The 23,776-nt window shown below is 42.1% G+C and carries 19 protein-coding genes and 3 pseudogenes; 12 read left to right on the top strand and 10 right to left on the bottom strand.

All coding sequences use genetic code 11. The features are described 5' to 3' along the window. Positions 1-118: 118 nt before the first annotated feature. The 4 genes from PN447_RS12060 to ilvC form a co-directional block, all read right to left on the bottom strand. A complete protein-coding gene (locus tag PN447_RS12060; protein WP_271763272.1) occupies positions 119-604 on the bottom strand; it encodes a hypothetical protein in 486 nt (161 codons plus the stop codon). 183 nt (positions 605-787) lie between these two features. Further along, positions 788-1,132, bottom strand: a complete 345-nt coding sequence (locus PN447_RS12055) for a cupin domain-containing protein (RefSeq protein WP_271763270.1) — start codon at positions 1,130-1,132, stop codon at positions 788-790. Between the two features lie 118 nt (positions 1,133-1,250). Beyond that, positions 1,251-2,027, bottom strand: a complete 777-nt coding sequence (locus tag PN447_RS12050) for an SAM-dependent methyltransferase (protein WP_271763269.1) — start codon at positions 2,025-2,027, stop codon at positions 1,251-1,253. Between the two features lie 226 nt (positions 2,028-2,253). After that, complete coding sequence (ilvC, locus tag PN447_RS12045; protein ID WP_271763268.1) at positions 2,254-3,249, bottom strand: ketol-acid reductoisomerase; 996 nt, start codon at positions 3,247-3,249, stop codon at positions 2,254-2,256. A 504-nt stretch (positions 3,250-3,753) separates the two neighbouring features. Here ilvC and PN447_RS12040 point away from each other — a divergent pair. The 5 genes from PN447_RS12040 to PN447_RS12020 all read left to right on the top strand — a co-directional run bounded on the left by PN447_RS12040 (position 3,754) and on the right by PN447_RS12020 (position 9,784). After that, positions 3,754-4,779: an iron ABC transporter substrate-binding protein gene (locus PN447_RS12040; RefSeq protein WP_271763267.1), complete on the top strand. Its 1,026-nt coding sequence runs from the start codon at positions 3,754-3,756 to the stop codon at positions 4,777-4,779. Positions 4,780-4,934: 155 nt separating this feature from the next. Continuing rightward, positions 4,935-5,945: an iron ABC transporter substrate-binding protein gene (locus PN447_RS12035; RefSeq protein ID WP_334311102.1), complete on the top strand. Its 1,011-nt coding sequence runs from the start codon at positions 4,935-4,937 to the stop codon at positions 5,943-5,945. Between the two features lie 3 nt (positions 5,946-5,948). After that, on the top strand, positions 5,949-7,568 hold the full coding sequence (locus PN447_RS12030; RefSeq protein WP_271763265.1) for an ABC transporter permease: 1,620 nt from the start codon (positions 5,949-5,951) through the stop codon (positions 7,566-7,568). A 29-nt stretch (positions 7,569-7,597) separates the two neighbouring features. Continuing rightward, positions 7,598-8,638 (top strand): ABC transporter ATP-binding protein, encoded by a 1,041-nt coding sequence (locus PN447_RS12025; RefSeq protein ID WP_271763264.1) that lies wholly within the window; start codon positions 7,598-7,600, stop codon positions 8,636-8,638. 81 nt (positions 8,639-8,719) lie between these two features. Next, positions 8,720-9,784 carry a DNA cytosine methyltransferase gene (locus PN447_RS12020; RefSeq protein ID WP_271763262.1) on the top strand — a complete coding sequence of 355 codons (1,065 nt, stop codon included), beginning with the start codon at positions 8,720-8,722 and terminating at the stop codon, positions 9,782-9,784. 20 nt (positions 9,785-9,804) lie between these two features. Here PN447_RS12020 and PN447_RS12015 read toward each other — a convergent pair whose 3' ends face one another. After that, a complete protein-coding gene (locus PN447_RS12015) occupies positions 9,805-11,139 on the bottom strand; it encodes an FAD-binding oxidoreductase (RefSeq protein ID WP_271763261.1) in 1,335 nt (444 codons plus the stop codon). 519 nt (positions 11,140-11,658) lie between these two features. On the opposite strand from PN447_RS12015, the gene PN447_RS12010 reads away from it, so the two are divergent. The 3 genes from PN447_RS12010 to rpsU all read left to right on the top strand — a co-directional run bounded on the left by PN447_RS12010 (position 11,659) and on the right by rpsU (position 14,317). Then, positions 11,659-12,447 (top strand): DUF1868 domain-containing protein, encoded by a 789-nt coding sequence (locus PN447_RS12010; RefSeq protein ID WP_271763259.1) that lies wholly within the window; start codon positions 11,659-11,661, stop codon positions 12,445-12,447. 389 nt (positions 12,448-12,836) lie between these two features. Then, positions 12,837-13,298, top strand: coding sequence for a hypothetical protein (locus tag PN447_RS12005; protein ID WP_271763258.1), 462 nt, complete (start codon positions 12,837-12,839; stop codon positions 13,296-13,298). A gap of 830 nt (positions 13,299-14,128) precedes the next feature. Then, complete coding sequence (gene rpsU / locus PN447_RS12000) at positions 14,129-14,317, top strand: 30S ribosomal protein S21 (RefSeq protein ID WP_017803988.1); 189 nt, start codon at positions 14,129-14,131, stop codon at positions 14,315-14,317. Positions 14,318-14,438: 121 nt separating this feature from the next. Here rpsU and PN447_RS11995 read toward each other — a convergent pair whose 3' ends face one another. Continuing rightward, positions 14,439-15,113, bottom strand: a complete 675-nt coding sequence (locus PN447_RS11995) for a dienelactone hydrolase family protein (RefSeq protein ID WP_271763257.1) — start codon at positions 15,111-15,113, stop codon at positions 14,439-14,441. 154 nt (positions 15,114-15,267) lie between these two features. Between PN447_RS11995 and PN447_RS11990 the strand changes: the two genes are divergently transcribed. Next, complete coding sequence (locus PN447_RS11990) at positions 15,268-16,056, top strand: tryptophan-rich sensory protein (RefSeq protein WP_271763256.1); 789 nt, start codon at positions 15,268-15,270, stop codon at positions 16,054-16,056. Continuing rightward, on the top strand, positions 16,057-17,262 hold the full coding sequence (locus PN447_RS11985) for a DUF4336 domain-containing protein (protein WP_271763255.1): 1,206 nt from the start codon (positions 16,057-16,059) through the stop codon (positions 17,260-17,262). It begins immediately after the preceding gene. Between the two features lie 18 nt (positions 17,263-17,280). Here PN447_RS11985 and PN447_RS11980 read toward each other — a convergent pair whose 3' ends face one another. Continuing rightward, the gene (locus PN447_RS11980) at positions 17,281-18,633 is read right to left on the bottom strand and encodes a helix-hairpin-helix domain-containing protein (RefSeq protein WP_271763254.1); all 1,353 of its coding nucleotides are present in this window, start codon (positions 18,631-18,633) and stop codon (positions 17,281-17,283) included. A 271-nt stretch (positions 18,634-18,904) separates the two neighbouring features. Here PN447_RS11980 and PN447_RS11975 point away from each other — a divergent pair, with 271 nt between their 5' ends. Then, positions 18,905-19,321 carry a XisH family protein gene (locus tag PN447_RS11975; protein WP_271732955.1) on the top strand — a complete coding sequence of 139 codons (417 nt, stop codon included), beginning with the start codon at positions 18,905-18,907 and terminating at the stop codon, positions 19,319-19,321. Next, complete coding sequence (locus PN447_RS11970; protein WP_271763253.1) at positions 19,309-19,662, top strand: XisI protein; 354 nt, start codon at positions 19,309-19,311, stop codon at positions 19,660-19,662. Before PN447_RS11975 ends, PN447_RS11970 begins: the two co-directional genes overlap by 13 nt. Before the next feature lie 179 nt (positions 19,663-19,841). On the opposite strand, the pseudogene PN447_RS11965 reads toward PN447_RS11970, so the two are convergent. The 3 pseudogenes from PN447_RS11965 to PN447_RS18730 form a co-directional block, all read right to left on the bottom strand. Next, a pseudogene (locus PN447_RS11965) lies at positions 19,842-19,934 on the bottom strand (MerR family DNA-binding transcriptional regulator); the annotation flags it as partial. A 261-nt stretch (positions 19,935-20,195) separates the two neighbouring features. After that, positions 20,196-20,945, bottom strand: a pseudogene (locus PN447_RS18735) (WD40 repeat domain-containing protein); the annotation flags it as partial. A 1,050-nt stretch (positions 20,946-21,995) separates the two neighbouring features. Further along, positions 21,996-22,865: pseudogene (locus PN447_RS18730) on the bottom strand (WD40 repeat domain-containing protein); the annotation flags it as partial. Positions 22,866-23,776 lie beyond the last annotated feature (911 nt).

Here is a 23,776-nt window from a genome sequence, read left to right as displayed (position 1 = left end):
TATAAAATCTTCCTTGTCCACTTTCCTTCCTTGTCTTCCTAGTCTTGCCTTCACAGATCATATTAAAAACCTACCCTTGCAAGGAGAGGGTGGGGTCAAGCAATAGTTGATACACTAATCATGACTTGACAAACATCCTCTCACGAGCAGCAACCACTAAAACTAAACAGAGTGCAGCCACAGCTTTTTGCCATTCTTGCTTAATTTGCTCATCTTCCACACCTGTAAACACTCCCACCAACCGAGGAATAGAAGCTTCTAAAGCCAGGCGCGGAACTGGACGATGTAACTCAACCAAATGCATTAAACTTTCTTGATTATTCACAAAAGCAATTACCCATTTAGTTGTATGGTCAGGACTATCAGGAACACGCTTAATACCTAACTCTTTTTTTAACCAATGGTAAAAAGGCGGTAATTCTTTGGCTAAAACCTGTCCGGCTGTAGGTAAAGTTTTTCTGAGCAAATTAGTATTTAAGCTATTGAGTGTTGCTCGCAGTTCCGGTGAGTTGAGAAATTCCACCAGGGATTTTGTCAATATAGCTTCTAATTGCACTGGCGAAATATCTAACTGTTGGTTGAAAGTAGAAATTAAGGTTGACATTTGGGTAAATTCCTCTTCAAATTTCCCGGTAGTTTATACTAGATGAAAGGATAATTAACTAGATGTAGGCTGAGGGTAAATATCAATTTAAATCACCCAGAAACCCAGAGGCGCACAAAAGAAAAAAAGTTAAATAAATCGAATTTGAGGATTTTATCTGGCAATTGAGCGCCCCTAAAGTTATTATTTATCTAATACTTTGTCGGAAAGGGTGAGTAAAAAAGCTAAATTTTCTTCTGCTTTTAAAGCATGGGGTGCATGGCCAGGCATAAAAACAAAAACTCCCGGTTCAAGTGTAATTTCTTCCCCTGCTAAGTTTAGTAAACCTTTTCCTTCTAAAACATTAATGCTAGCATTGCGAGTAGAAGTATGTTCAGAAATCTCTGTTGAGGCTGCTAAACAAAATAAGGTGTATTGACAATTTTTATCTTGAGTTATTACTTTGCTCAGAACCCCAGCACGGGGGTATTCAATTTTTTCTCGCAGTTGGGTAACTAAATATTCGGTAGATTTGGTTTGATTAGTCATTTTTCCGATGTTTTGAGGATATATGGCCATAAAATAAGCGCAAAGTACACCAAGGAACAAAGGCACAAGGAAAGAGTTTGACACAATTTCACCAACAAGTTATACTCAAGTTATGCTGCTATTGAGCAACAGCACACAAAATGATATAGCCTAATTCCTGGCGGTATTTATGAAAGACATGACGCATTTCTAATACCCTTTGACGGATAGATGGCTGGGTGAATATATTCCATAAAATCCCCATGGTTTCCATAATTCCTTCATCTTGCAACATCTGCTGGAAGTTCAATAAATTAATTTTTCCAGTTTGATGTTTTTCTACTTGTAATCCTGCTGTTGCAAAAGCTGTTATCCAGTTGTCTGCTGAAAGTGGTCTAGCATTAACGCGAATTACTTTGGATAATTCACTAGCAATTATTTTTTCTTTGTTATCAGCTAATAATTCATGGGAGAGGAACTTACCTCCCGGTTTCAGTCGGTTATGTATTCCCCTCAACAGCTTGGCTTTTCCGCTGGTAGACTGCATTGTGAGAATGGCTTCCGCTACAACATAATCAAACTTATTGGGGATGACATCCAAATGAAAAATATCACCTTCAATGATATCAATTTGATTTTCTAAGCCAGCTACGCGAATATTTTCCCGCGCCCGAATTACGCTATCAGGATTTTTTTCGATCCCCACTACTCTCACATGGTAGCGTTGCGCTAAGGATATAGCACTGTATCCAAAGCTAGAAGCTAACTCTAAAACTGTTTCACCCGGCTGAAAATTCGCCCATTCACATAATTTTTCTGTCCCTATTCGTCCACCGGGACGCAGATATTTTTTACCCGCTGCGGCTAATACTTCGTGTCCGGAAGCGTTTGGGGATTTGAGGGTAGTTTTGGTCATCGGCGTGACCCTCCGAATTCATCATACCCCTAATCTGGCATAAATATTATGATGCTGTCTTTGAGGTAGCTCAAAGAAGGGATTTTTTCCAAAAAAAAGCAAGAATCCCACGCGCTTCTAGCCGTGGGAGTGTCAACAAATTTGATGCGTCAGTACCCCGCCATTAAGGAAAAGTACTCAAATATTTAAGAGTGTGGAGGGCTGAAGCCCTCACTACAAAGCTTAATTAAACTTTCTTTAACCAGCTAAACATGGCGCGTAAATCTTTACCAACTTCCTCAATGGGGTGTTCAGCTTCTTGGCGGCGCATAGCAGTAAATCCTGGTTTACCAGCTTGGTTTTCTAAGACAAATTCCCGCGCAAATTGCCCAGATTGAATTTCGCTGAGGATTTTCTTCATTTCCGCTTTGGTTGTTTCGTTCACTACTCTAGGACCACGGGTGTAGTCGCCATACTCAGCAGTGTTAGAAATACTATCCCGCATTTGGGCTAGTCCGCCTTCTACAACTAAGTCAACAATTAGTTTGACTTCGTGGAGACATTCAAAATAAGCTAACTCTGGTTGATAACCAGCTTCTACTAAGGTTTCAAATCCAGCTTTAATTAAGGCGCTTAAACCACCACATAATACCGCTTGTTCACCAAACAAATCTGTTTCGGTTTCTTCCCGGAATGTGGTCTCTAAAATACCAGCCCGCGTACCACCAATACCTCTAGCATAAGCCATGGCGCGATCGCGTGCCTGACCGCTAGCATTTTGATAAACTGCAAACAGCGCCGGTACCCCTTGTCCTTGCTCATAGGTCCGGCGTACTAAATGTCCCGGTCCTTTGGGTGCAACCATCACCACGTCTACATTAGCAGGTGGGACGACTTGGCTAAAGTGAATATTAAAGCCATGGGCGAAGGCCAGAACATTACCAGCTTCTAGATTTGGTTCAATTTCGTTTTTGTAAACTGTCTTTTGGACTTCATCCGGTAATAAAATCATGATGAAATCAGCAGCTTTCGCAGCATCGGCTACAGATTTCACGGTTAAACCAGACGCTTCCGCTTTGGCTGCTGACTTACTACCCGGATATAGTCCCACAATCACATTTAAACCACTATCTTTTAGATTAAGGGCGTGGGCATGACCTTGGGAACCATAGCCAATAATGGCAATAGTTTTTCCAGCCAAAAGGTCTAAATTGGCATCTTCGTCATAATACATCCGGGCCATATGCATCTCCTGTCAGCAGCATTGTCATTAATTAGCAGGCTTTTGATTGTACCTTAAATTGAGTAACTACAGACAGATCAATTTATAGACCTCGATTATACGTCCGTTTCCTAGGCTCACTCAGCGCGATCGCCCCAGTATCCCTGAAATTTCCATGACAATGCATTGCACCCCAGGGACAGGCAAAATGGTTGATAGCCGAAAACTGTTGAGAAACTAAACCTACTCCGTAAAATTCTTACCCACCTAGTTATTCGCGAATAATTCCTATATGGATCTAATTGCTTTTAGAGCAAAATTCTGATTTAATAGAAATTAATCTCAAGTAGTTACGGAAGCATAATTAAAACTTATTGTCAATAATATCAACTAAAAAAAACAGCATTACTGCAAAATCAGTCATCTTTGCATCCAATTGGTAGGAGGAGCACAATTGTTCTCTCAAGTAGCCATAGCAGTTGATTGTTTGATCAAAATCTGTAATAGTTCCGATTTAGGGAAAGCATGAAACGTCGCCAATTTATTTATTTAGGAATAGCAACTGCTAGCGCTGGATTAGTAGTTTCCTGCAATGGGAATTCTGATCAAACCGCCACACAGTTAGAATCAGAACTAGTAATTTACTCAGGACGCAACGAAAAACTCATCGGTGAATTAATCAAGCAGTTTGAACAACAAACTAACGCTAAAATTCAAGTCCGCTATGGTGATACGGCTGAATTAGCATCAGCAATTTTGGAAGAAGGTACAAATAGTCCCGCAGATGTATTTTTTGGTCAAGATGCAGGCGCTCTCGGCGCGCTGCAAAAAGCCGGTAGAGCCGTAAAATTACCCGACTCCCTCCTGAATAAGGTCGATAGTGCTTACCGTTCTCCAGAGGGTAAATGGGTAGGTGTTACGGGTCGAGTCCGTACAGTAGATTACAATACTAAATTAGTCAATTCAGAGGAATTACCATCTTCAATTTTTGGCTTTACTGACCCGAAATGGAAAGGGAAAATCGCCTGGGCACCTACCAATGGTTCGTTTCAATCCTTTGTCACTGGGTTACGGGTTGCCGAGGGTGACGAGAAAGCAAAGGAATGGTTAAAAGGTATTAAAGCTAACCAGCCAAAGGTGTATCCTAACAACACATCAATAGTGGAAGCTTTAAGTCGTGGTGAAATAGCTGTAGGACTTGTTAACCATTACTATTTGGAACGAATTAAACAAGAGAATCCTCAAGTTCCAGTGGCACATCATTTCACTAAAGATGTTGGGTCTTTAGTCAATGTCGCCGGCGTAGCGATTCTCAATACTGCCAAGCATCCTAATATAGCTCAAAGGTTTACAGAATTTTTGCTCAGTCAAGATGCTCAAAACTATTTTGCTAATCAAACTTATGAGTATCCTCTGGTTTCTGGAATTTCTCCCCAAGGGAATTTGAAATCACTCACTGAAATTCGCCAACAAAATAAAAAAATTGATTTGAGTAACCTCAATGATTTGGATAAAACACTACAAATCATGCAGGAAGTAGCAGTCATTTAAGCCGATCTGGCTCTTGGTTAGCTCAGACCAGCAGAACCTGCTTAGAAAAAAGTTGAGAATTGTTCTTGCTTACTAGGACTACTTAATGATAATACTTATAAGTAGTCAAATCTATTGAAAAATATTTCTGTTAAGGAAAAATCGAGGGTAAAAAATTGAAAACTTTGTCATTAAAGCAAGTTTCAGCCGGAGCTTTAGCTTTCATGCTCAGCTGGGGAATTGGTCTGAGTGTAAATGCACAGACAAAAACTATCACTATCTATTCGGGTAGAGGAGAAAAACTGATTTCGCCCTTACTCGAACAAGCCGAAAAAGACCTGGGTATGAATATCCAAGTGCGTTATGGTGATACTGCGGAGTTGGCTATTGCTCTTGTAGAAGAGGGTAAAAATACCCGTGCTGACTTATTTTTTGCTCAAGATGCAGGTGCTTTAGGCGCGTTAGAAAGACGCAAGCTAACTACAACCATTTCGCCTGACCTACTCAACCAAGTAGATCCGCGCTTTCGTTCTCCCCGGGGAAATTGGATGGGTATTTCTGGACGGGCGCGGGTATTAAACTATAATACGAATCGCGTCCGACAAAGTGAACTACCAAGGTCCATCTGGGACTTAAGCAGACCACAATGGCGAGGTAAAGTAGCATGGGCTCCAACTAACGGTTCATTCCAATCATTTGTTACCGCCATGCGCACCCTGGAAGGAGAAACCAGAACTCTGGAATGGCTACGAGCTATGAGAGCTAATGGCACAAAAGTTTACCGCAACAATACTACAATTGTCGAAGCCATAGGACGCGGAGAAGCTGACATCGGTCTCACGAATCATTACTACTTAGCTAACTTCAAAAAAACTAATCCTAATTTTCCTGTGGCGACTCACTACACTAATAAAGACCCAGGATCGATGATTAACATCGCAGGTGTCGCAATTATGGGATCCACCAAGCAAAAATCAGACGTAGAAAGATTTATTGGCTACCTACTCAAACCAAGTTCACAAACATACTTTGCTACACAAACAAATGAATATCCTTTAGTCAAAGGAGTAGCAGGGCCAGCAAATCAAGTACCATTAAGTCAGATTCAGGGGCCAAATATTAACCTGACTAATTTACAAGATTTAGAAGGAACCTTAGAATTGCTACAAGAGGCAGGAGTTTTGTAAAAATTGAAATCATCGGTTCGCCCTCCATTATTTCTTATATTAGCGGCGGCGGTGGTAGCTGTGGCTATTACCCTACCGTTAGTATATTTAGTGATTCGCGCAGTCGGTATTGGTGGGGATGAGTTTTGGGCATTAATCACTCGTCCCCGTAATATTGATGTATTCTTACAGAGTGCTGCTATGGCGGCAACAGTAACTGTATTTTCCGCAATAATTGCTGTGCCATTAGCTTTTTTAACAGTGCGCACAGACCTACCAGGACGTAAATTTTGGTTAATTGCCACTACATTACCCTTAGCAGTTCCTAGCTATGTGGGCAGTTTTGCTTTGATTGCCACCTTAGCGCCAAGGGGGAGTTTTTTACAGTTACTATTACAACCTTTGGGAGTAGAAGAGTTACCTTCTATTTATGGTTTTCCCGGTGCGGTTTTAGCAATTACTTTGTTTACTTACCCTTACTTACTCCTGAGTGTACGTTCAGGACTACAAGGTATAGACCCTTCTATAGAAGAAGCCGGGCGCAGTCTGGGTTATGGTAGTCACGAAACCTTTTTTAAGGTGGTTCTACCTCAACTGAAACCATCAATGATTGCCGGGGGGTTATTAGTAGCTTTGTATGCTCTGCGCGATTTCGGTACACCCTCTTTAATGCAGTTTGACTCATTTACAAGGGTAATTTTCATGCAATACAAAGCTAGCTTTAACCGCAACACAGCCGCAGTGTTATCTTTAATGTTGGTAACACTGGTACTGTTGATTTTATGGCTAGAGTATCGCATGCGATCGCGGGCTGCATATTACACTCGCGGATCCGCCTCCCTGCGTCCCCCCAAAATTGTCAAATTAGGAATTTGGAAATGGCCAGCTCTGGGCTTTTGCCTACTGATTACTAGCTTCGGTGTAGTGTTACCAGTAGGTATCACCTTATTTTGGCTAATTCGGGGGATCAACAGCGGTTACAACTTCCCCAACTTGTTACCCAGTATCCTCAACTCAGTTTCAGCAGCTGGATTAGCTGCGATCGCTGCTACAATATTTGCCTTACCTGTAGCCATCCTATCAGTCAGATTCCCCACCAAAATCAGCGCCATCATTGAACGCTGCTCATACATCAGTTTTGGCATACCAGGAATTGTCATCGCTTTATCATTAGTCTTTTTTGGGGCTAACTACTTACCCTGGCTATATCAAACATTACCAATGCTGGTATTTGCCTATTTAGTCTTATTTCTGCCCCAATCAATGGGAGGAATACGCACTAGTCTTTTACAAATAAATCCCCAGCTAGAAGAATCAGCACGCAGCCTAGGTAGAACTCCTTGGGAAACCCTAAAAGAAATCACCCTTCCCCTAGTCAAACCAGGTTTAATCAGTGGTGCAGTACTAGTATTTCTCACCGCCATCAAAGAATTACCCGCCACAATGTTACTAGCACCCATAGGCTTTAACACCCTAGCCACAGAAATTTGGCAAGCCACAGAAAACGTAGCTTTTGCAGACGCAGCAGCCTCCTCCCTAGCAATGCTCATAGTTTCTATGGGTTCAACCTTATTAGTACTATCTCAAGAAAACGTTAAAGAAGACAAAGTCATACCTAACCCCAAAACACAACCCAAATTTTAATTTCCTCATCGCTTTATTTCTTATCTACCATGCAACAAGCAATTGTCCAATTAGAAAATATCACCAAGCAGTTTTCCCCAAATGTCCCTCCCGCCGTCAATAACGTATCCTTAACCCTCCAACAAGGAGATATATTAGGATTACTCGGCCCCTCTGGTTGCGGTAAAACTACCCTGTTGCGCATGATTGCCGGCTTTGAGAAGCTGCAAGCAGGAAAAATTGAAATTGGCGGTAAAATAGTTGGTGACGGTTCTGTTTCTGTTCCACCCGAACACCGTGACATCGGTATTGTCTTTCAAGACTACGCCCTGTTTCCCCACTTAACCGTCGCGGAAAATGTCGCCTTTGGCTTAAAACATTCCACACCACAGCAAATACAAAAACGTATCAGCCAAGTCATTGAACTAGTCAACCTGCAAGGCTTAGAAAAACGTTACCCTTACGAACTCTCAGGCGGACAGCAGCAACGAGTCGCCCTCGCCCGCGCCTTAGCACCCCAACCTCAACTCATGCTTTTGGATGAACCCTTAAGCAATCTTGATATACAAGTCCGTTTGCGCTTGCGCGAAGAAATCCGAGACATCCTCAAAGCCGCAGGTACATCAGCCATATTTGTTACCCATGACCAAGAAGAAGCGCTAGCTATTTCAGATTTAGTCGGTGTCATGAGACAAGGACACTTAGAACAAATAGGCACACCAGAAGAAATTTACACTCATCCTGCATCCAGGTTTGTGGCTGAATTTGTCACCCAGGCTAACTTCCTTCCCGCCCGCCGTCAAGGTAATATTTGGGAAACCGAAGTAGGTAATTTTGAATTACCAGTTAACCTCAGCAACGATACAGGTGAAATCATGATCCGTCAGGAAGGCTTAACATTACAAGCTGCCACTGATTCCCCTGTATTTATTCACAGCCGCAGATTTTTAGGGCGAGAGTATCTCTATTGTTTAAAAACCGCCTCTGGGAAAGAAATTCATGCTCGCACCATAGCTGATATCCCCCTACCCATCGGCGCACGGGTGCAATTATCGGTCCCAAATGATACTGTCCAGGTCTTCACACCATAGATTTTCACCCCTTAAAGATTTATAGTTAGGGCCTGTGCCCTACTTTTATCTGACTAGTTCTTTAAGATTTGATTTCAAACCTTGACATTCAGACCGCCTTACCCGAACTTTCTAGAAACAGAACTACAACTACCTCAAACAAATAAAACTCAACATTTAGTCATTGATTTATTTGCCGGTTGTGGTGGGTTAGCCCTTGGCTTTGAAGCTACAGGTTTTCCAACAATTGGTTACGAACTTTTAGCAGATGCCTGCGCGACATATCAACATAATCTGCCGAGTGTCTGTCATCAGGTTAATTTAACACCATTATCTGATTTAATTGAGGGAGCTACAGTTATAATTGGCGGTCCCCCTTGTCAACCCTTTAGCGTCAGTGGTCATCAATTAGGCTTAAAAGATAGTCGTGATGGCTTCCCAACTTTTCTTGCTGCTGTTGAGCGTTATCGTCCTCAACTAGCTTTGTTTGAAAATGTCAGGGGAATGCTATTTCGTAATCAGAAATATTTTGCAGAAATTGTTTTAGCCTTAAAAGAACTTAATTACATAGTTGAATGGGAAATTTTAAACGCCGCCCACTATGGTGTACCTCAAAAACGAGAGAGACTGTTTTGTGTAGCACATAAAGGCGGGTGGGAGTGGCCCGAAAAAACACATTTATATTCACCTTACACTGCTGGGGAAGCCTTGGGAGAATTAGCATATTTAGCACCACCGAATTCTAAATTTCTGACTTCTAGCATGGATGAATATATTAAAAAGTATGAGATAGCTTCTAAATGCATCAATCCTAGAGATATTCATTTGGATTCCCCTGTTAGAACAGTCACTTGTAGAAATTTATCCAGTCCAACCGGTGATATGTTACGCATCCGTTTACCAGATGGACGGAGAAGAAGGCTGACAGTTCGTGAGGGCGCGCGTCTACAAAGTTTCCCTGATTGGTTTCAATTTCAAGGTTCCCAAAACAATCAGTTTAACCAGATTGGTAATGCTGTACCTCCTTTATTAGCAAAGGCTTTAGCGAATTCTGTAAAAACTTATTTGCACAGGAATCAATACACTTCATCTGCAAAGATTCATCAACCAAGTCAATATATACAGCTATCTCTAGAACTTGGAATAGATGCTGTATCCCAGGCATAACTGCCAGAATCTTCACAGCTTCATTTCTTAAATTCTAAAACCTTGCTCTTACCAGGATTCATTAACCCATAAGGGTCAACCATTTCCTTAAACTTTAACTGCTCAGGGTCAATCACCTTTCTCCCCCCATCTTCAATAATATATGTGTGGGGATTAGCAATAGATACCCCCTTGGCTTCGTGATAGCGAATAATTTCATTCAGGCGTTCTTCTGTGGTGTAACGCACCAGCTGTAAAGCACCTGGAATTACCCTCCCATTCACTCGGAAAAATTCTAAATGCATCATCACTTCATCACCAAAGTAATGATACATATGCTCTACCAATTCCAAATTAGGATCAGGCGGAAACATACTTTGTAAGTAGGTAATTGAATTATCTATACTCCGGGCGTGAAGGGTGGTGTGATTCCAAGTAAATTCCCCCAAGTTCAGACTTTTTTCTGCAACTGGTTTTTTATAAGTAATTTCTCCACCATATTGCTGCACTAAACCGGGTAATAATTCTAAACTCGGTTCCGCCAACATTAACAAGACTGAGTGACTACCTTGAGGAATATAGTCTTGTAGTGGATGAAAGTATTCGGGAATGGGCGCTGCAAACACCGCAATTAATTTTTTAATCATCCCATCCCCATTACCCAGTGCTTGCCCAAACCTCCCAGCTGCCATAAAGTCATTAAAAGTAACAATCACTTCCGCCCAAGGGTAAGCAGGACTTAAGGGAATTTCCACCTCAGTAATAATGCCATTCATACCCCAAGCATGAGTTACTTTACTGACATCCTCACCTCGCAATTCCATTACACGGGGCTGGTCTTCTAAGGTGACCACTCGCAGGGCTAAAATATTACCGCGATCGCCTAACAACCCATATTGTATTGACCCAATCCCCCCACTTCCACCAGCAATAAACCCAGCAATAGTCGCTGTGCGGTATGTCGAGGGTGCCATCCGGATTTCCCAGCCTATTTCCCTAGCTTTTTTATCTATGGCCGCCAACTTTACCCCAGCTTCTACCCGTGCTACCCCCGGTTTTACCCAAGGTATCCCCTGCATCTGCGACATATCTAAAATTACGCCGCCATGTAAAGGCACACATTGCCCATAATTACCAGTCCCCGCACCTCTCACAGTTATAGGTATTTGGTATTCTACACAAGCCAGGGCAACTTTTATTACCTCTTTTTCATTGCTGGGACGCACAACCACATCCCCGACTTTTCCTTGTAGCTTTGGTATTAGAACTGGGCTAAAGGTGTGATAATCCTGAGATAATTTCGCCACGTGGCTAGGTTCGGTAATAATTTTTACACCTGAGAGAGAGTTAATCAGAGTATCTAATATTTTTGTCATAGTTTATATATCCTTTTGCCTTGTCGTATTTTTGACCTCCTTAACCCCCAGTGCTATATTAACCCTGCGTCCCTTTGCCTTTTAACCTACTTATTTTACGCATAACGACTCATAAACTCACAGCAACTCAGGGGATGAATTGCTGTTCATATCTACCAAACACAGAATTGACTGCTATATAAATCCTAGACAAGTCTAGACATTTATTTCTTACTTCAATGGGAGCGTGGGAGCGGTTATCCCTCAGTAAGCTTTCAAGGTTTAGCCAACCTCGATAAGTTAATTGCTCTTTTGGCAGATGGTTGATATGCCAAGAATGGGTTACCATGCAGACCAGAACCGGCTAACCGTCCGCGCCAGCATCTCCACAAAAAAAGTAAATTATACTTAGAATTTTGTAATAATTATAACTCAAGAATAGAAACATTGAAAAAAAAGTTCAACACTTTTGAAATCACTCTGCATAATCTGAGTAAATTTCCTTAAAATCTATCAAGTGAGAGCGCGAGGCTACTAAGATTGGACGACAACTATCAAACTTACCTAAATCGGGTAGCAAGAATGACGCTACCAGAAGCTTACAGATCCCAAATTCAGCATATTCAGGAATCTGGTAAGTTTCATTTACATTCTGGATTCAGACAAGCTACACCTTTTCCTGGGTATTCACTCATTACCCCACCGGGGGACGAAGATGGGAAAAACTCTACCTTCTATACAAAATTACAATCTTACCAGCAGGAACTTTTACAGTTACCTGTCAATAGTGATTTGATTGTCCCCGTACCCCCTACTAGCTTTCATTTGACTTTAGCTGACTTGATTTGGGACAGTGCTTATCTTCATACCTGCGAAAAAAACCCGGAATTTGAACAAGAGTTACGTTCCTGTTGTGCTGAAATATTGCAGCAATATCAACAATCCATCACAAACGGAACCCCTCCGATTCAATGGCAAATGCTCGGGCTGATAGTCATGCCGAGAGCCCTAGGTGTTTGTTTAGTCCCTCAAGACCAACGTTGTTATGAGCAGATTATTCAATTTCGCCGCCAAATCTATCAAAATCCCAAGTTAATGGCTTTGGGTGTTGAACAGCATTATCACCTGACAGCCCACATTACATTGGGCTATTTTGGCGACATCTCCTCAGATTTAGACCGTACAAATTTCACCACTATGCTGTCTGAATTGAATCAGCAATGGCTGGAAAGTTCTCCAGAATTTTTCATCCACTCTGTGGAACTACGGAAATTCGATGACATGACCCACTATTATCGTCAACCAGACTGGCCGAGCTTAAATTTTTAGATTTAACCAAGATTCGGACGGCTAAAAGCCGTCCGTTTGTCTTCCCCATTCCCCGACTCAACGAATCAATTCATCCATCAAACCACACCAGACATCCTCTGAGACTTCCCTTGAGCTCAATTGCAGATAATTGGGCTGAACATTACTTCAAGCCTAATTTCACACCCTATCTGAAATCTTGCTAGTTCAGCTTGTATTTAATTATGTTCATACCCAATTGAGATAGCTAAAGCCCATTTATACCTACGACTTGAGTTGTTTAAATTACAGTCTTACTAATTGATTTTTCTAAAAGTAAGTACGTAAAATATCCAGATCAGGAATGTAAAATTAATGGCTCTCAGCTGTTTTCTGACGCTATCTTTATCGGACTATAAAGGGGATCTCAAGTGATCAGAATTTTATTGGATGCTGATTTAATACTAGAAGCTTTGATGAATCGCCAAGAATTTACAGAAGATATTAGACAATTATTAGACCAAGTAAATCCATTTATTCAGATGTATCTGACAAATCTCGGCGCGCAAAAAATTTCCGCCTATGCCAAATGCTTAAATGCTAGTAATATTGCTGAGATAGTATTATATTGGTTACAGGAAAAAATTGGAGTCTCTCAGGTTAACCCGCACATTCTCCAAAAGGCACGTTCATTACCCCTGGTGGATTTTGAATCTGCTGTAGAGTTATGCTGTGCTAAGTATTGGCAATTAGATGCAATTGTCACTCATAAACAAGAAGATTTTATGTTGTCTACAAATAACTTGTGGGTTTGGTCAATAGCAGACTTGCGCTTACGTGCAAACCTAGAAAATCAGCTACAAGCCACTAGATTTAACATCTCCCATCCTTGAAAGAGAGTCGATTCTAAACAGTTGTAATCTTCCCCAGTAAACCCGGCTTTAAGTGGTATCGTTCTCTATAACTTGTTGTCATATCTTGTTGATAACCATATTTGTGACTACAGGTAAACAAAATTTCGGTCAATTGACAATCAACGTCGTAAATAAGAGATACTCCGGGTTAAAACGCTTCGTCTCGCGTTTCCCCCGCTACCTCAAAGCTAAGGTTTGTCACCCTCCCGTATTATATTGATAGTTAATTTACCTTCCCCGTGCGAAAATCAAACCCGATTCCCATAGGACGTTTACAAATGCTAAACTACTTCCATAGCGGTAAAGCTCATATATAAAAAGCGAAGTAGGTAAGCGTGGACAACTCCTGTAAGCCAGGCTTTGCCACTGCCTTTCAAAGACATCTAGAAACCCGGTGGCAAAAATCCTAAATCCTATACAAATGTGGGAGTCTTAGCACCAGTTTCCTTAAATGTCGCATCAAACGCTGTCCGGCGGTCGGTGTACCCTTTTAGATGCGGTGAGTTCTACCATGTCAGCCTCTGGAGTGGACAAACCCCTTAGTAGTCATACTAAGACCACCTTAAAACAGTGACCGAAGATGATATATGGTTTTGAACTGCTCAGGCAACAGATTTACTCTGGTTTTGGTCAGCTTCTCCCGCAATTGTATAGCTTTGGCTAGGTTTTACAGAACCGCCGATAGGTTAGCGGCTCCCGTAAACCTTACTCAGCTTTCAATCACAAAGGTCTGTTTTTTGTATACTCTAGGTAACTGAATTCGTTACGACTGTCGAACGATCAATTAAATCAACTTATTAGGAGAGATAATGACCCAAATCATAGTGGGTGAAAATGAAGCTATCGAGTCAGCTTTACGTCGGTTTAAGCGAGAAGTGTCTAAAGCAGGTATTTTTCCAGATATGAGGAAGCATCGTCACTTTGAAACCCCTCTGGAAAAACGCAAGCGCAAAGAAATTGCCAAACACAGGCAAAGTAAGAGACGTTTCCGCAATTAACCTCTTTTGCCGAGGTTCCCATCTGCCTATAGCGTGGGAATAGATAGCCAGTCCTACCCAGCAAAGGGTGGGACAATATTGTTTTCCATCAAAGCCCCCAGAGACTATCTGAGGGCTTTGCTTATGAGCTTTCCGGTGTCAGGTAACGGGTAAACCAGTCACTCGCCAACTGTGCTACTGCTGCCAATGTCCCCGGTTCTTCAAACAAATGGGAGGCTCTGGGAATAATTTCTAACTGCTTTTGTATACGTAATTGTTCCAGTGCATCCTGATTCATCCCTATCACTGGGGTATCGTATCCACCAACAATTAGCAGTGTTGGCGCTTGGACATCAGGTAAGGCTGAACCGGCTAAATCAGGTCTCCCGCCGCGAGAAACTACAGCTTTCACAGACTCAGGGCGTTTGGACGCAGCTACCAGAGCCGCACCGCCCCCTGTACTCGCTCCAAAGTAACCTATTTGCAGGTGATGGGTTTGTGGGTACTGTGTTAGCCAATCGGTGGTATCAACTAGTCGCGATGCCAATAATTCAATATCAAAGCGCAAATGTCCTGTTATCAGGTCAATTTTTTCCTCTTCATGAGTTAGTAAGTCAATTAGCAGCGTTCCTAGTCCAGCCTGTTGTAAAACTCCAGCAACATATCGATTACGGGGACTATGGCGACTGCTACCACTACCATGAGCAAATACTACTATACCTGTGGCTCCATCAGGAATCACCAAATTCCCCTCTAAGTTTACTTCACCTGCTGCCACTGATACTAAATGTTGGTTCTGTGTAAATGTGTTATCCACTGACAAACCTCCTTTGATGGTTTGTTACCTATTTATATTTGATATTTTTTTACTCTTTTCTACTTCTGCTATGAGGCAGTTTGTCAAAATCAACCCTTATTCCATAAAGCGGTAAAATAAAAGTAGACCAGGACATAAATCTTATGATTCTCTTATGCAGAATTCTACATCTGGAAATGATGGGGATTTGATCAGGCAAGTTACGACTTTGAGCGCAATTATTGCCGGCTTTGTTGTCAACGTAGTATCTAATATTTATCCGCTCCGGGGATTGACTATAGGACAAATTTCTAATACTTTCTTCGCTAATGTCCTGATTATCCCCGCTAACTATGCTTTTGCTATTTGGGGACTGATTTATCTAGGTTTATTCACTTTCGGAATTTATCAATTTCTCCCCAACCACAGGTATGATGACGATTTACGCAAAAGCGGGTACTTGTTGGTGATTGCCTCTGCGGCTCAAATTATCTGGGTATATCTTTTCCTCTCCCAACTCTTTGCTCTGTCTGCGATCGCCATACTCTTAATTCTCATACCACTAATTGCTATCTATTTGCGCTTAGGCATTGGCAAAAAATCTGTTTCTCAAATCAAGAGGTGGTGTGTTCACTTCCCTATCAGTATTTATCTGGGCTGGATTAGTGTAGCAACTATTGTTAATGTAGCCTCTGCTTTGTATTTTCACCGTTGGCAAGGCTGGGGGATTTCTCCTGAAATATGGACTGCTATTATGTTATTAGTGGCTTTTACTGTTGCAGCCCTCATTCTCACCCAACACCGAGACTTTGCCTATACAGGAGTCACAGTTTGGGCATTGGTGGCGATCGCAATCAAGCAGTGGCAAAATTCTTTACTGAGAAACCTGGCACTAATTTTCGCCATCGCCTTAATGGCAATAATCACAATTAACAGTGTAAAACCTCAACGTCCACAGACATAAATGGAACAATCCAGTACTCATCCCCGAGATTGGTCATGGCACTTCTGGCCAGCTGTACCTCTATATCCCTACGGTAAACGGCGGACAATTTGCTCAGAAATAGTCAAAGATACTATCTGGACATTCGATCAGCTTCAAGGCATTCTCTACACTGTTGTGCCGATTCGGATGACCGTGGTTAAACTAGCACGGGGTGGTCTTCTGGTTTACGCCCCAGTGGCTCCCACTCCTGAATGTGTCCGCCTCGTTAACAACTTAGTCACACAACACGGCCATGTTAAATACATTATTCTCCCCACTAGCTCCGGTCTAGAACATAAGGTTTTTGTCGGTCCTTTTGCTCGCCGCTTCCCCCAAGCACAGGTTTTTGTTGCTCCCCATCAATGGAGTTTCCCCATCAATTTACCCCTAAGTTGGCTGGGTTTTCCCCCAGAACGCACTCAGGTACTCCCAGAAGATAGTAGTCAAAGTCCTTTTGCTGATGAGTTCGATTATCAGGTGCTGGATATCAACTTGGGACGCGGTTCATTTGTAGAAGTGGCATTTTTTCACAAGCGATCGCACACCCTACTTCTGACTGACTCCATACTGTCCATACCCGAAGAACCACCCCCAATCAACCAATTAGACCCTTACCCCTTACTATTCCATGCTCGCGATCATGGAGGGGAAGCCATCACAGATCATCCAGAAAATCGCCGCAAGGGATGGCAACGTATTTCACTATTTGCAGTCTACTTTAGTCCTCATTCCTTAGCAACCACTGGATTAGGGGAAATGTTACGGGATGCTTTCCAAGCACCAGACCATTCACCAAAAGCTTACTTTGGTTTATTTCCCTTTCGGTGGCGAGAGGATTGGCAAAAGTCTTTCTATACCCTCCAAGGTAATGGACGACCCTTTGTAGCCCCCATCCTCCAAGTTCTCATTTTACCCCAAGCACCTCAACAAGTCCTAATGTGGGCTGAACAAGTAGCAACCTGGGATTTTCGCCAGATTATTGCTTGTCATTTCGATTCGCCTATTTCAGCCAGTCCCCATCAATTCCGCCAAGCATTCGATTTTCTCCACAAGCAACCCCCTTTCAGCGAAGATTCTGGAAACCTAAACCAGCCTCTGTCCCCCGAAGATATGCAATTCATCAGGGAAATTGAGGCCACTCTCCTCAAGCAAGGTATTGCAAAGCCACCCCAAGAGAAAATATAATTCTAAATTCCACAGATGTTAAATACCTGTGAGGGATTTAACATCTGCGTTAAATCTAGCATTTTTCAAAGCTTCCACTGTACTGTGAGAATCTTGAACGCAATATTGCCAACCAAAGCGAACCAATTCCCGAGCAGTTTCTGATTGTATAATTCCCACCACCGGAATTTTTGCCCTTTCTTTGTCCCCTGTATGTTCTTGTAAAATCGTCCTTAAATTATGCATGGTTTGGATGTCACTTACTTGTTGCGGATTCAGTTCCACCATCACCATTTGCACTTGCTCAACTTTTTCTACATCTTCAACAATCAGTTGATTTTGATCATCTCGCCGATCTACTTTACCCCAGACAATTAACCTCGCATCAACTTCGAGTTGCTCACTGATGCGTTCATAGGTTTTGGCAAAAACCACCGCTTCCGATTGTCCAGTTAAATCCTCTATTTGTAAAATTGCCATCTGGTCGCCTTTCTTAGTCATCACTTTTTTGACATTGTTCAGCATCACCACTGCACAAACTTTTGTATCTTTTGTTTGTTCTTTAAATTGTGAAAGGTTAATCGGAGTTAGCAGCGATGCTGCTGGCTTTAAGGACTTTAAGGGATGATCTGATACATAAAAACCCAGTAATTCTTTTTCCATGCGTAACTTCTCCTGGGGCATCAAATCAGCCACAGGTTGAGCTTTGGGAACTGTTTCAAAAGCATTATTCCCTGTTTGCTTACTAGTAGTATTACTATTACCCAAGTAATCAAAAAGATTACCCTGACCTATAGCCCTATCTTTGGCGCGGGATTGGGCCCAATCATAAACTAGTTCTAAATCACGGATTAATTGGTGACGATTTGATTCAATTTTATCAAAAGCTCCACACTGTATCAAAGATTCCACAGTCCGCCGGTTAATGGCACGCAGATCCACGCGATCGCAAAAATCAGCTAGGGACTTAAAATCACCCCCCTCATCTCTTGCAGACAAAATACAGGCGATCGCATTTTGTCCCACATTCCGCACTGCTGTAAATCCAAATAATAAAATCTTTCCATCTATCGGTGTAAAATCCAGACCAGAACGATTAATATCCGGGGCATCTATTGTAATCCCCATATTAGCGCAGTTATTAATATACTTCTGCACCTTATCCGTATCGCCACTGTTCGCCGTCAACAGTGCCGCCATATACTCCAACGGATAATTAGCCTTTAAATACGCGGTTTGATAAGTTACATATCCATAGGCGGTGGAATGAGACTTATTGAAACAATTAGAGGCTATGAGACCATTTTTAATCACAAAATTATGGTCACCCTCAACCCCAATATCATAAACATTTTCTCGACCTACAAATTTACGTCCAGTGATTTTGACCATTTTTACCCACCCATCATGTACACGCAGTTTAAGGTGTTGGTGCTTTTGAAGTTTAACACTACTTGATCTTTGAGTGGTTTTCTGTAGCTGCTTCTAGGGGCGATCGCATTTCATCAACTGCTATATAAATCCTAGACAAGTCTAGACATTTAGAGCTGGGAAAGAGGGAGCAAGGGAGAGGGGAAGCAGGGTAGAGGCGAGTTTATTATAATAAAGCTGTGACTGGCATTTAAAATTTTTTAGAATGAAAGTGTTAATTACTCAATTTACTATGCCAGCGAAAGATTTATACCATGATAGAGTAAAAAACGCATTAATAAAAGACGGTTGGACTATTACGGATGATCCATACTTTATTAAATATGAGGACGCTGAACTCTTCGCTGATTTAGCAGCAGAAAAACCTCTGGCCGCAGAACGCCAAGGACAAAAGATTGTTGTAGAAATTAAGAGTTTTGTGGGCAAGTCGCTAATGTACGATTTTCATAGTGCTTTAGGTCAATACATTGTCTATCGTAAACTTATTCAACTTACTGAACCAGAATATAAACTATATCTAGCCGTTGATGATGTCGTTTATGGAGAGTTTTTTCAACGAAAATCTGTACAGGTAGTAAGTAATGAAAATAACGTTTTGTTAATAGTTGTAGATATGGAAAAGGAGGTAATAAAACAATGGATAAGCTAGAAAAATACCGTGAGGCGATTCAGAAAATATTGACTGAATATTATGAAATGACCAAGAATCAAGATAGAGAAAATCGAGAAATTGAAGCAAGTGATCGCTTGGCTTTTGACGAAGCAAGAGACCAATATCTTTGGTTTCGGTTTGGCTGGGATGATAAAAAGTTAGTCCAGCATATCATCATGTATCTGTGCATTAAAAATGGCAAAATTTGGGTAGAAGAAGACGCAACAAATTTATGTGTTGTTGACGACTTATTATCAGCCGGAATACCCCAAAGTGATATTGTTTTAGGCTTTCATCATCCCAATAAACGGGGTTTGACAGAATTTGCTACCGCATGAGGAGCATGGGGGACTCAAATCTTGCACGACTCCGTATAAACCCAGATAATCTAAAAATATGCGCCATAATATAGCAGGGGGCAGGGGGCACCGGAGCAGGGGGAAGCCTTGAAACGCTTGAATTTCAATGGTTTTATCTTCTGTTTATGTCCTAACCACCTTGGCGGTTGCTATAATGTTCTTTTAGCAGGAAGTTTCCCGACTGAATCCCATCGTTGCAACGTCTTGACAGACACCCCAATCTTCTGTGCAAACTCATGAGGTTTTAACATAAATACACTTATAAGTGTGTCTATAATTGTATATGTTTATATATTTAATTGTCAACTAGTCTACTCTCAAACAAACACGCGATCGCCTCCTCCCTCACTGTCTAAAGCCTGGCTTCCGTGCCTTTTTTGCGATTTTCTTGTGAGAATCTCTATAGCTTACAGCACTTTTCAAGTAAATAAAGTACACACCTTAATATCATAAATCTTGTGGGGTGGGCATCCTGCCCGCCCTTGTACCTACTCAGATGAAATGCGCTGTAATTAACGTCTTTGCCAAATCTTGATGGTGCTATCCTCACTCCCAGAAGCTAAGGTGCGACCATCCGGGCTGAAGGCTACTGAATTAACCGACCCTGAATCTCCCGTGAGAGTGGCGATTGACCCTTGGGTGGCTACATCCCACAGTTTGATGGTTTCATCCCCACTCCCAGAAGCTAAGGTGCGACCATCCGGGCTGAAGGCTACTGAATTAACCCCATATGAATCTCCCGTGAGAGTGGCGATTGACCCTTGGGTGGCGACATCCCACAGTTGGATCGTGCCATCATCACTCCCAGAAGCTAAGGTGCGACCATCCGGGCTGAAGGCTACTGAATTAACCGACCCTGAATGTCCGGTCAGGGTGGCGATTGACCCTTGGGTTGCTACATCCCACAGTTTGATGGTGTTATCCCAACTCCCAGAAGCTAAGGTTTGACCATCCCGGCTGAAGGCTACTGAATAAACCGACGATGAATGTCCCGTGAGGGTGGCGATTTCCTCTTGGGTGGCGACATCCCACAGTTTGATGTCATCCCAACTCCCAGAGGCTAAGGTGCGACCATCCGGGCTGAAGGCTACTGAATTAACCGAATCTGAATGTCCGGTGAGGGTGGCGATTTCCTCTTGGGTTGCTACATCCCACAGTTTTATGGTGCCATCATCACTCCCAGAGGCTAAGATTTGACCATCCGGGCTGAAGGCTACTGAACGAACCCGAACCCAATCTGAATGTCCGGTGAGGGTATATTCTAACTCCCATGATGTTAGTGATTTTTCTGCTTGATAAGCGTTTACAGATTCAATTAACTTGCCATACTTAGAGTACAGGAGATTATAAGCCGCATCCTTGACATCGGCTGATTCATCTGTGGTTAAAGCTTGGAGAAGTAAGTTAAACCCATCGTCCCCATAGTTCAGGGCTTGGGATATGGCATTTATCCTAATCTTGGGGTCAGGATCGTTATAGGAAGCAATGGAAATTTCTACTATTAATTTTTGTTTGACAGTTGCTTCCGATACATCATCTGGGAAGTAATTATCTCTTTCTTGACTCAATTTATTGAGTAAATCATCTGGAGGAATGAGACTAAATTCAAATTTATCTTTATATTCATAATAGAAACAAGCCGCATGACCTGTACCATAAATCATTAAGGCTTTAGTGCCGACTTTTAGGAGTTTATTCTCAATGTAACCCAACTTTAACCAATCTATTCCTATATCTATTACTTTTTCTCCTGAGAAAATAAAGCCAAATATAAATAAAGCTTCTTGTTTTCTTTCAGGAGCATCTATATTAAATCCATAAATCTCTGCGATTTGACAAATCATCTCTGCCCCTAATTTGGCTATTTCTGGCAGATCAATCCCCTCTGCTCCTAATGCATCTAAAATATTATTAACCGTTGCTACCACATCTCTAATTAATTCTAATCCTGCTGCCTGTAAGGATTTATCAATAATTAGTTGGTGTGCTATTTCACGGGGAGTTTTATGTCGGACTCTTTTGGTTAATCTTGTAACTGATTTACTAGCTGCGCGGAAATTAATATCACAAATAGATTCAGCAATCCATTCTGTTAAATATTCCCAAGCATCATCATCTGCTGCATTTTTTAGCTTAGATAATTCAGGATTTTGATCTACTGTTATATGCAGATCGTTAATATTTTCTTCTTTAATCCTTCTTCTTTCTTCCGGTGACAAAACTGGTGGTTTTTCATCATCCTCTTCATCACCATCATCCTCTTCATAACCATCATTGTTGTCAGACTTTAAACGCATTTGCCAAATCTTGATGGTTTCATCCCAACTCCCAGAAGCTAAGGTTTTACCATCCGGGCTGAAGGCTACTGAATAAACCCCATATGAATGTCCCGTGAGGGTGGCGATTTCCCTCCCCGTGGCGACATCCCACAGTTTGATATCCCCACTCCCAGCGGCTAAGATTTGACCATCCGGGCTGAAGGCTACTGAATTAACCGACCCTGAATCTCCGGTGAGGGTGGCGATTTTTCGCCGGGTGGCGACATCCCACAGTTTTATTTCATCCCAACTCCCAGAGGCTAAGGTTTTACCATCCGGGCTGAAGGCTACTGAATCACCCCTATTTGAATGTCCGGTGAGGGTGGCGATTTTTCGCCGGGTGGCGACATCCCACAGTTTTATGGTTTCATCCCAACTCCCAGAAGCTAAGGTTTTACCATCCGGGCTGAAGGCTACTGACCAAACCCCAGATGAATGTCCTTTAAGGGTGGCGATTGACCGACGGGTTGCTACATCCCACAGTTGGATGGTTATCCCACTCCCAGAAGCTAAGATTTGACCATCCGGGCTAAAGGCTACTGACTCAACCCAAAATGAATATTTATTAAATAAATGTCCTTTAAGGGTGGCGATTTCCCTCCCCGGGGCTACATCCCACAGTTTGATGGTTCCATCATCACTCCCAGAAGCTAAGGTTTGACCATCCGGGCTGAAGGCTACTGAACGAACGTAACTTGAATGTCCGGTGAGGGTGGCGATTAACCTCCCGGTGGCGACATCCCACAGTTTGATGGTGTCATCCCCACTCCCAGAGGCTAAGGTGCGACCATCCGGGCTGAAGGCTATTGAATAAACCCCATCTGAATGTCCGGTGAGGGTATAGTTCAACCAGGGTAAGCGCATATTAACAATCCTTGACAAAATGAACTTTATGTAATTTGCCTACCCAGATGGCGATTCAGGTATATTTGAGTAGAATTTGCCATCTCAATTGTTAAGCAACAATCGACTAAATATGAATAGTTTGTAACTATTTTGATTGACTGGTAGCATTGGAAATGCCTACACAGCAAGCAGAACACAAAATTTGACAATTATCTCTCAAACTTACTTAACACCTAAATCCTGTTTAGATGTAGCAGCATCTGGGAATCGGTGCAAAATCTGCTTAACAGTTGCCATAATTTATACCATTTATTGCGTGGGATGATTTGGAATTTACAACTGCGGCGCAGCCATAAATCTAGTAACAGTGCGTAGGGTCAATGTTACTGAAAACTAGTCGATATTTAACGTATTTTGAATCAAATTAGACCGATAATATCACATTTAATTTCAAATCATATGTAAATAAATATTTTTTTGATACCTAAGCCTCTGTATGACTATTTAGGCAATCTTGTCATCTATCTAAAGATAGATTTTTGGGAATATAAAACTATTTCGCCGGTACTGGGTTCAATATTTATGATATCTGGGTAAATTTCCTGTGTGTTACGCGATGTGCTTGCAGCAGCGCTTCGCGATCGCCTTTAACAGCAGCGTTTCGCTATCGCATCCCGTCAAGATAATCAAATACATGATCTTCGGTGTCACACAGATCCCCGACTTCTGGACAAATTATATGAGATTATGCCAATTATCTAAGAAGTCGGGGATCTTACTCTTTAACAGCAGCGCTTGGCTATCGCATCTCGTCAAGACCATCCAATACATGATCTTCTAGTCAGATTTATCTGACTTGAGCTTTGAGACGGGGGTTTCTAACCCCCGGCTCCCCGTGTAGCATCAAACGAAATTTTTCAACCCAGAGC

It is taken from the genome of Anabaena sp. CS-542/02 (assembly GCF_028331085.1).
Lineage (GTDB): Bacteria > Cyanobacteriota > Cyanobacteriia > Cyanobacteriales > Nostocaceae > Anabaenopsis > Anabaenopsis arnoldii.
The sequence above is the reverse complement of the archived record's forward strand: the minus strand, read 5'-3'. Positions and strand labels throughout refer to the sequence as shown.

Coding starts and splice junctions, on each gene's coding strand:
- PN447_RS12060 (WP_271763272.1), bottom strand. CDS start 604: ATGTCAACCTTAATTTCTACTTTCAACCAACAGTTAGATATTTCGCCA.
- PN447_RS12055 (WP_271763270.1), bottom strand. CDS start 1,132: ATGACTAATCAAACCAAATCTACCGAATATTTAGTTACCCAACTGCGA.
- PN447_RS12050 (WP_271763269.1), bottom strand. CDS start 2,027: ATGACCAAAACTACCCTCAAATCCCCAAACGCTTCCGGACACGAAGTA.
- ilvC (WP_271763268.1), bottom strand. CDS start 3,249: ATGGCCCGGATGTATTATGACGAAGATGCCAATTTAGACCTTTTGGCT.
- PN447_RS12040 (WP_271763267.1), top strand. CDS start 3,754: ATGAAACGTCGCCAATTTATTTATTTAGGAATAGCAACTGCTAGCGCT.
- PN447_RS12025 (WP_271763264.1), top strand. CDS start 7,598: ATGCAACAAGCAATTGTCCAATTAGAAAATATCACCAAGCAGTTTTCC.
- PN447_RS12015 (WP_271763261.1), bottom strand. CDS start 11,139: ATGACAAAAATATTAGATACTCTGATTAACTCTCTCTCAGGTGTAAAA.
- rpsU (WP_017803988.1), top strand. CDS start 14,129: ATGACCCAAATCATAGTGGGTGAAAATGAAGCTATCGAGTCAGCTTTA.
- PN447_RS11990 (WP_271763256.1), top strand. CDS start 15,268: ATGCAGAATTCTACATCTGGAAATGATGGGGATTTGATCAGGCAAGTT.
- PN447_RS11985 (WP_271763255.1), top strand. CDS start 16,057: ATGGAACAATCCAGTACTCATCCCCGAGATTGGTCATGGCACTTCTGG.
- PN447_RS11980 (WP_271763254.1), bottom strand. CDS start 18,633: ATGGTCAAAATCACTGGACGTAAATTTGTAGGTCGAGAAAATGTTTAT.
- PN447_RS11975 (WP_271732955.1), top strand. CDS start 18,905: ATGCCAGCGAAAGATTTATACCATGATAGAGTAAAAAACGCATTAATA.
- PN447_RS11970 (WP_271763253.1), top strand. CDS start 19,309: ATGGATAAGCTAGAAAAATACCGTGAGGCGATTCAGAAAATATTGACT.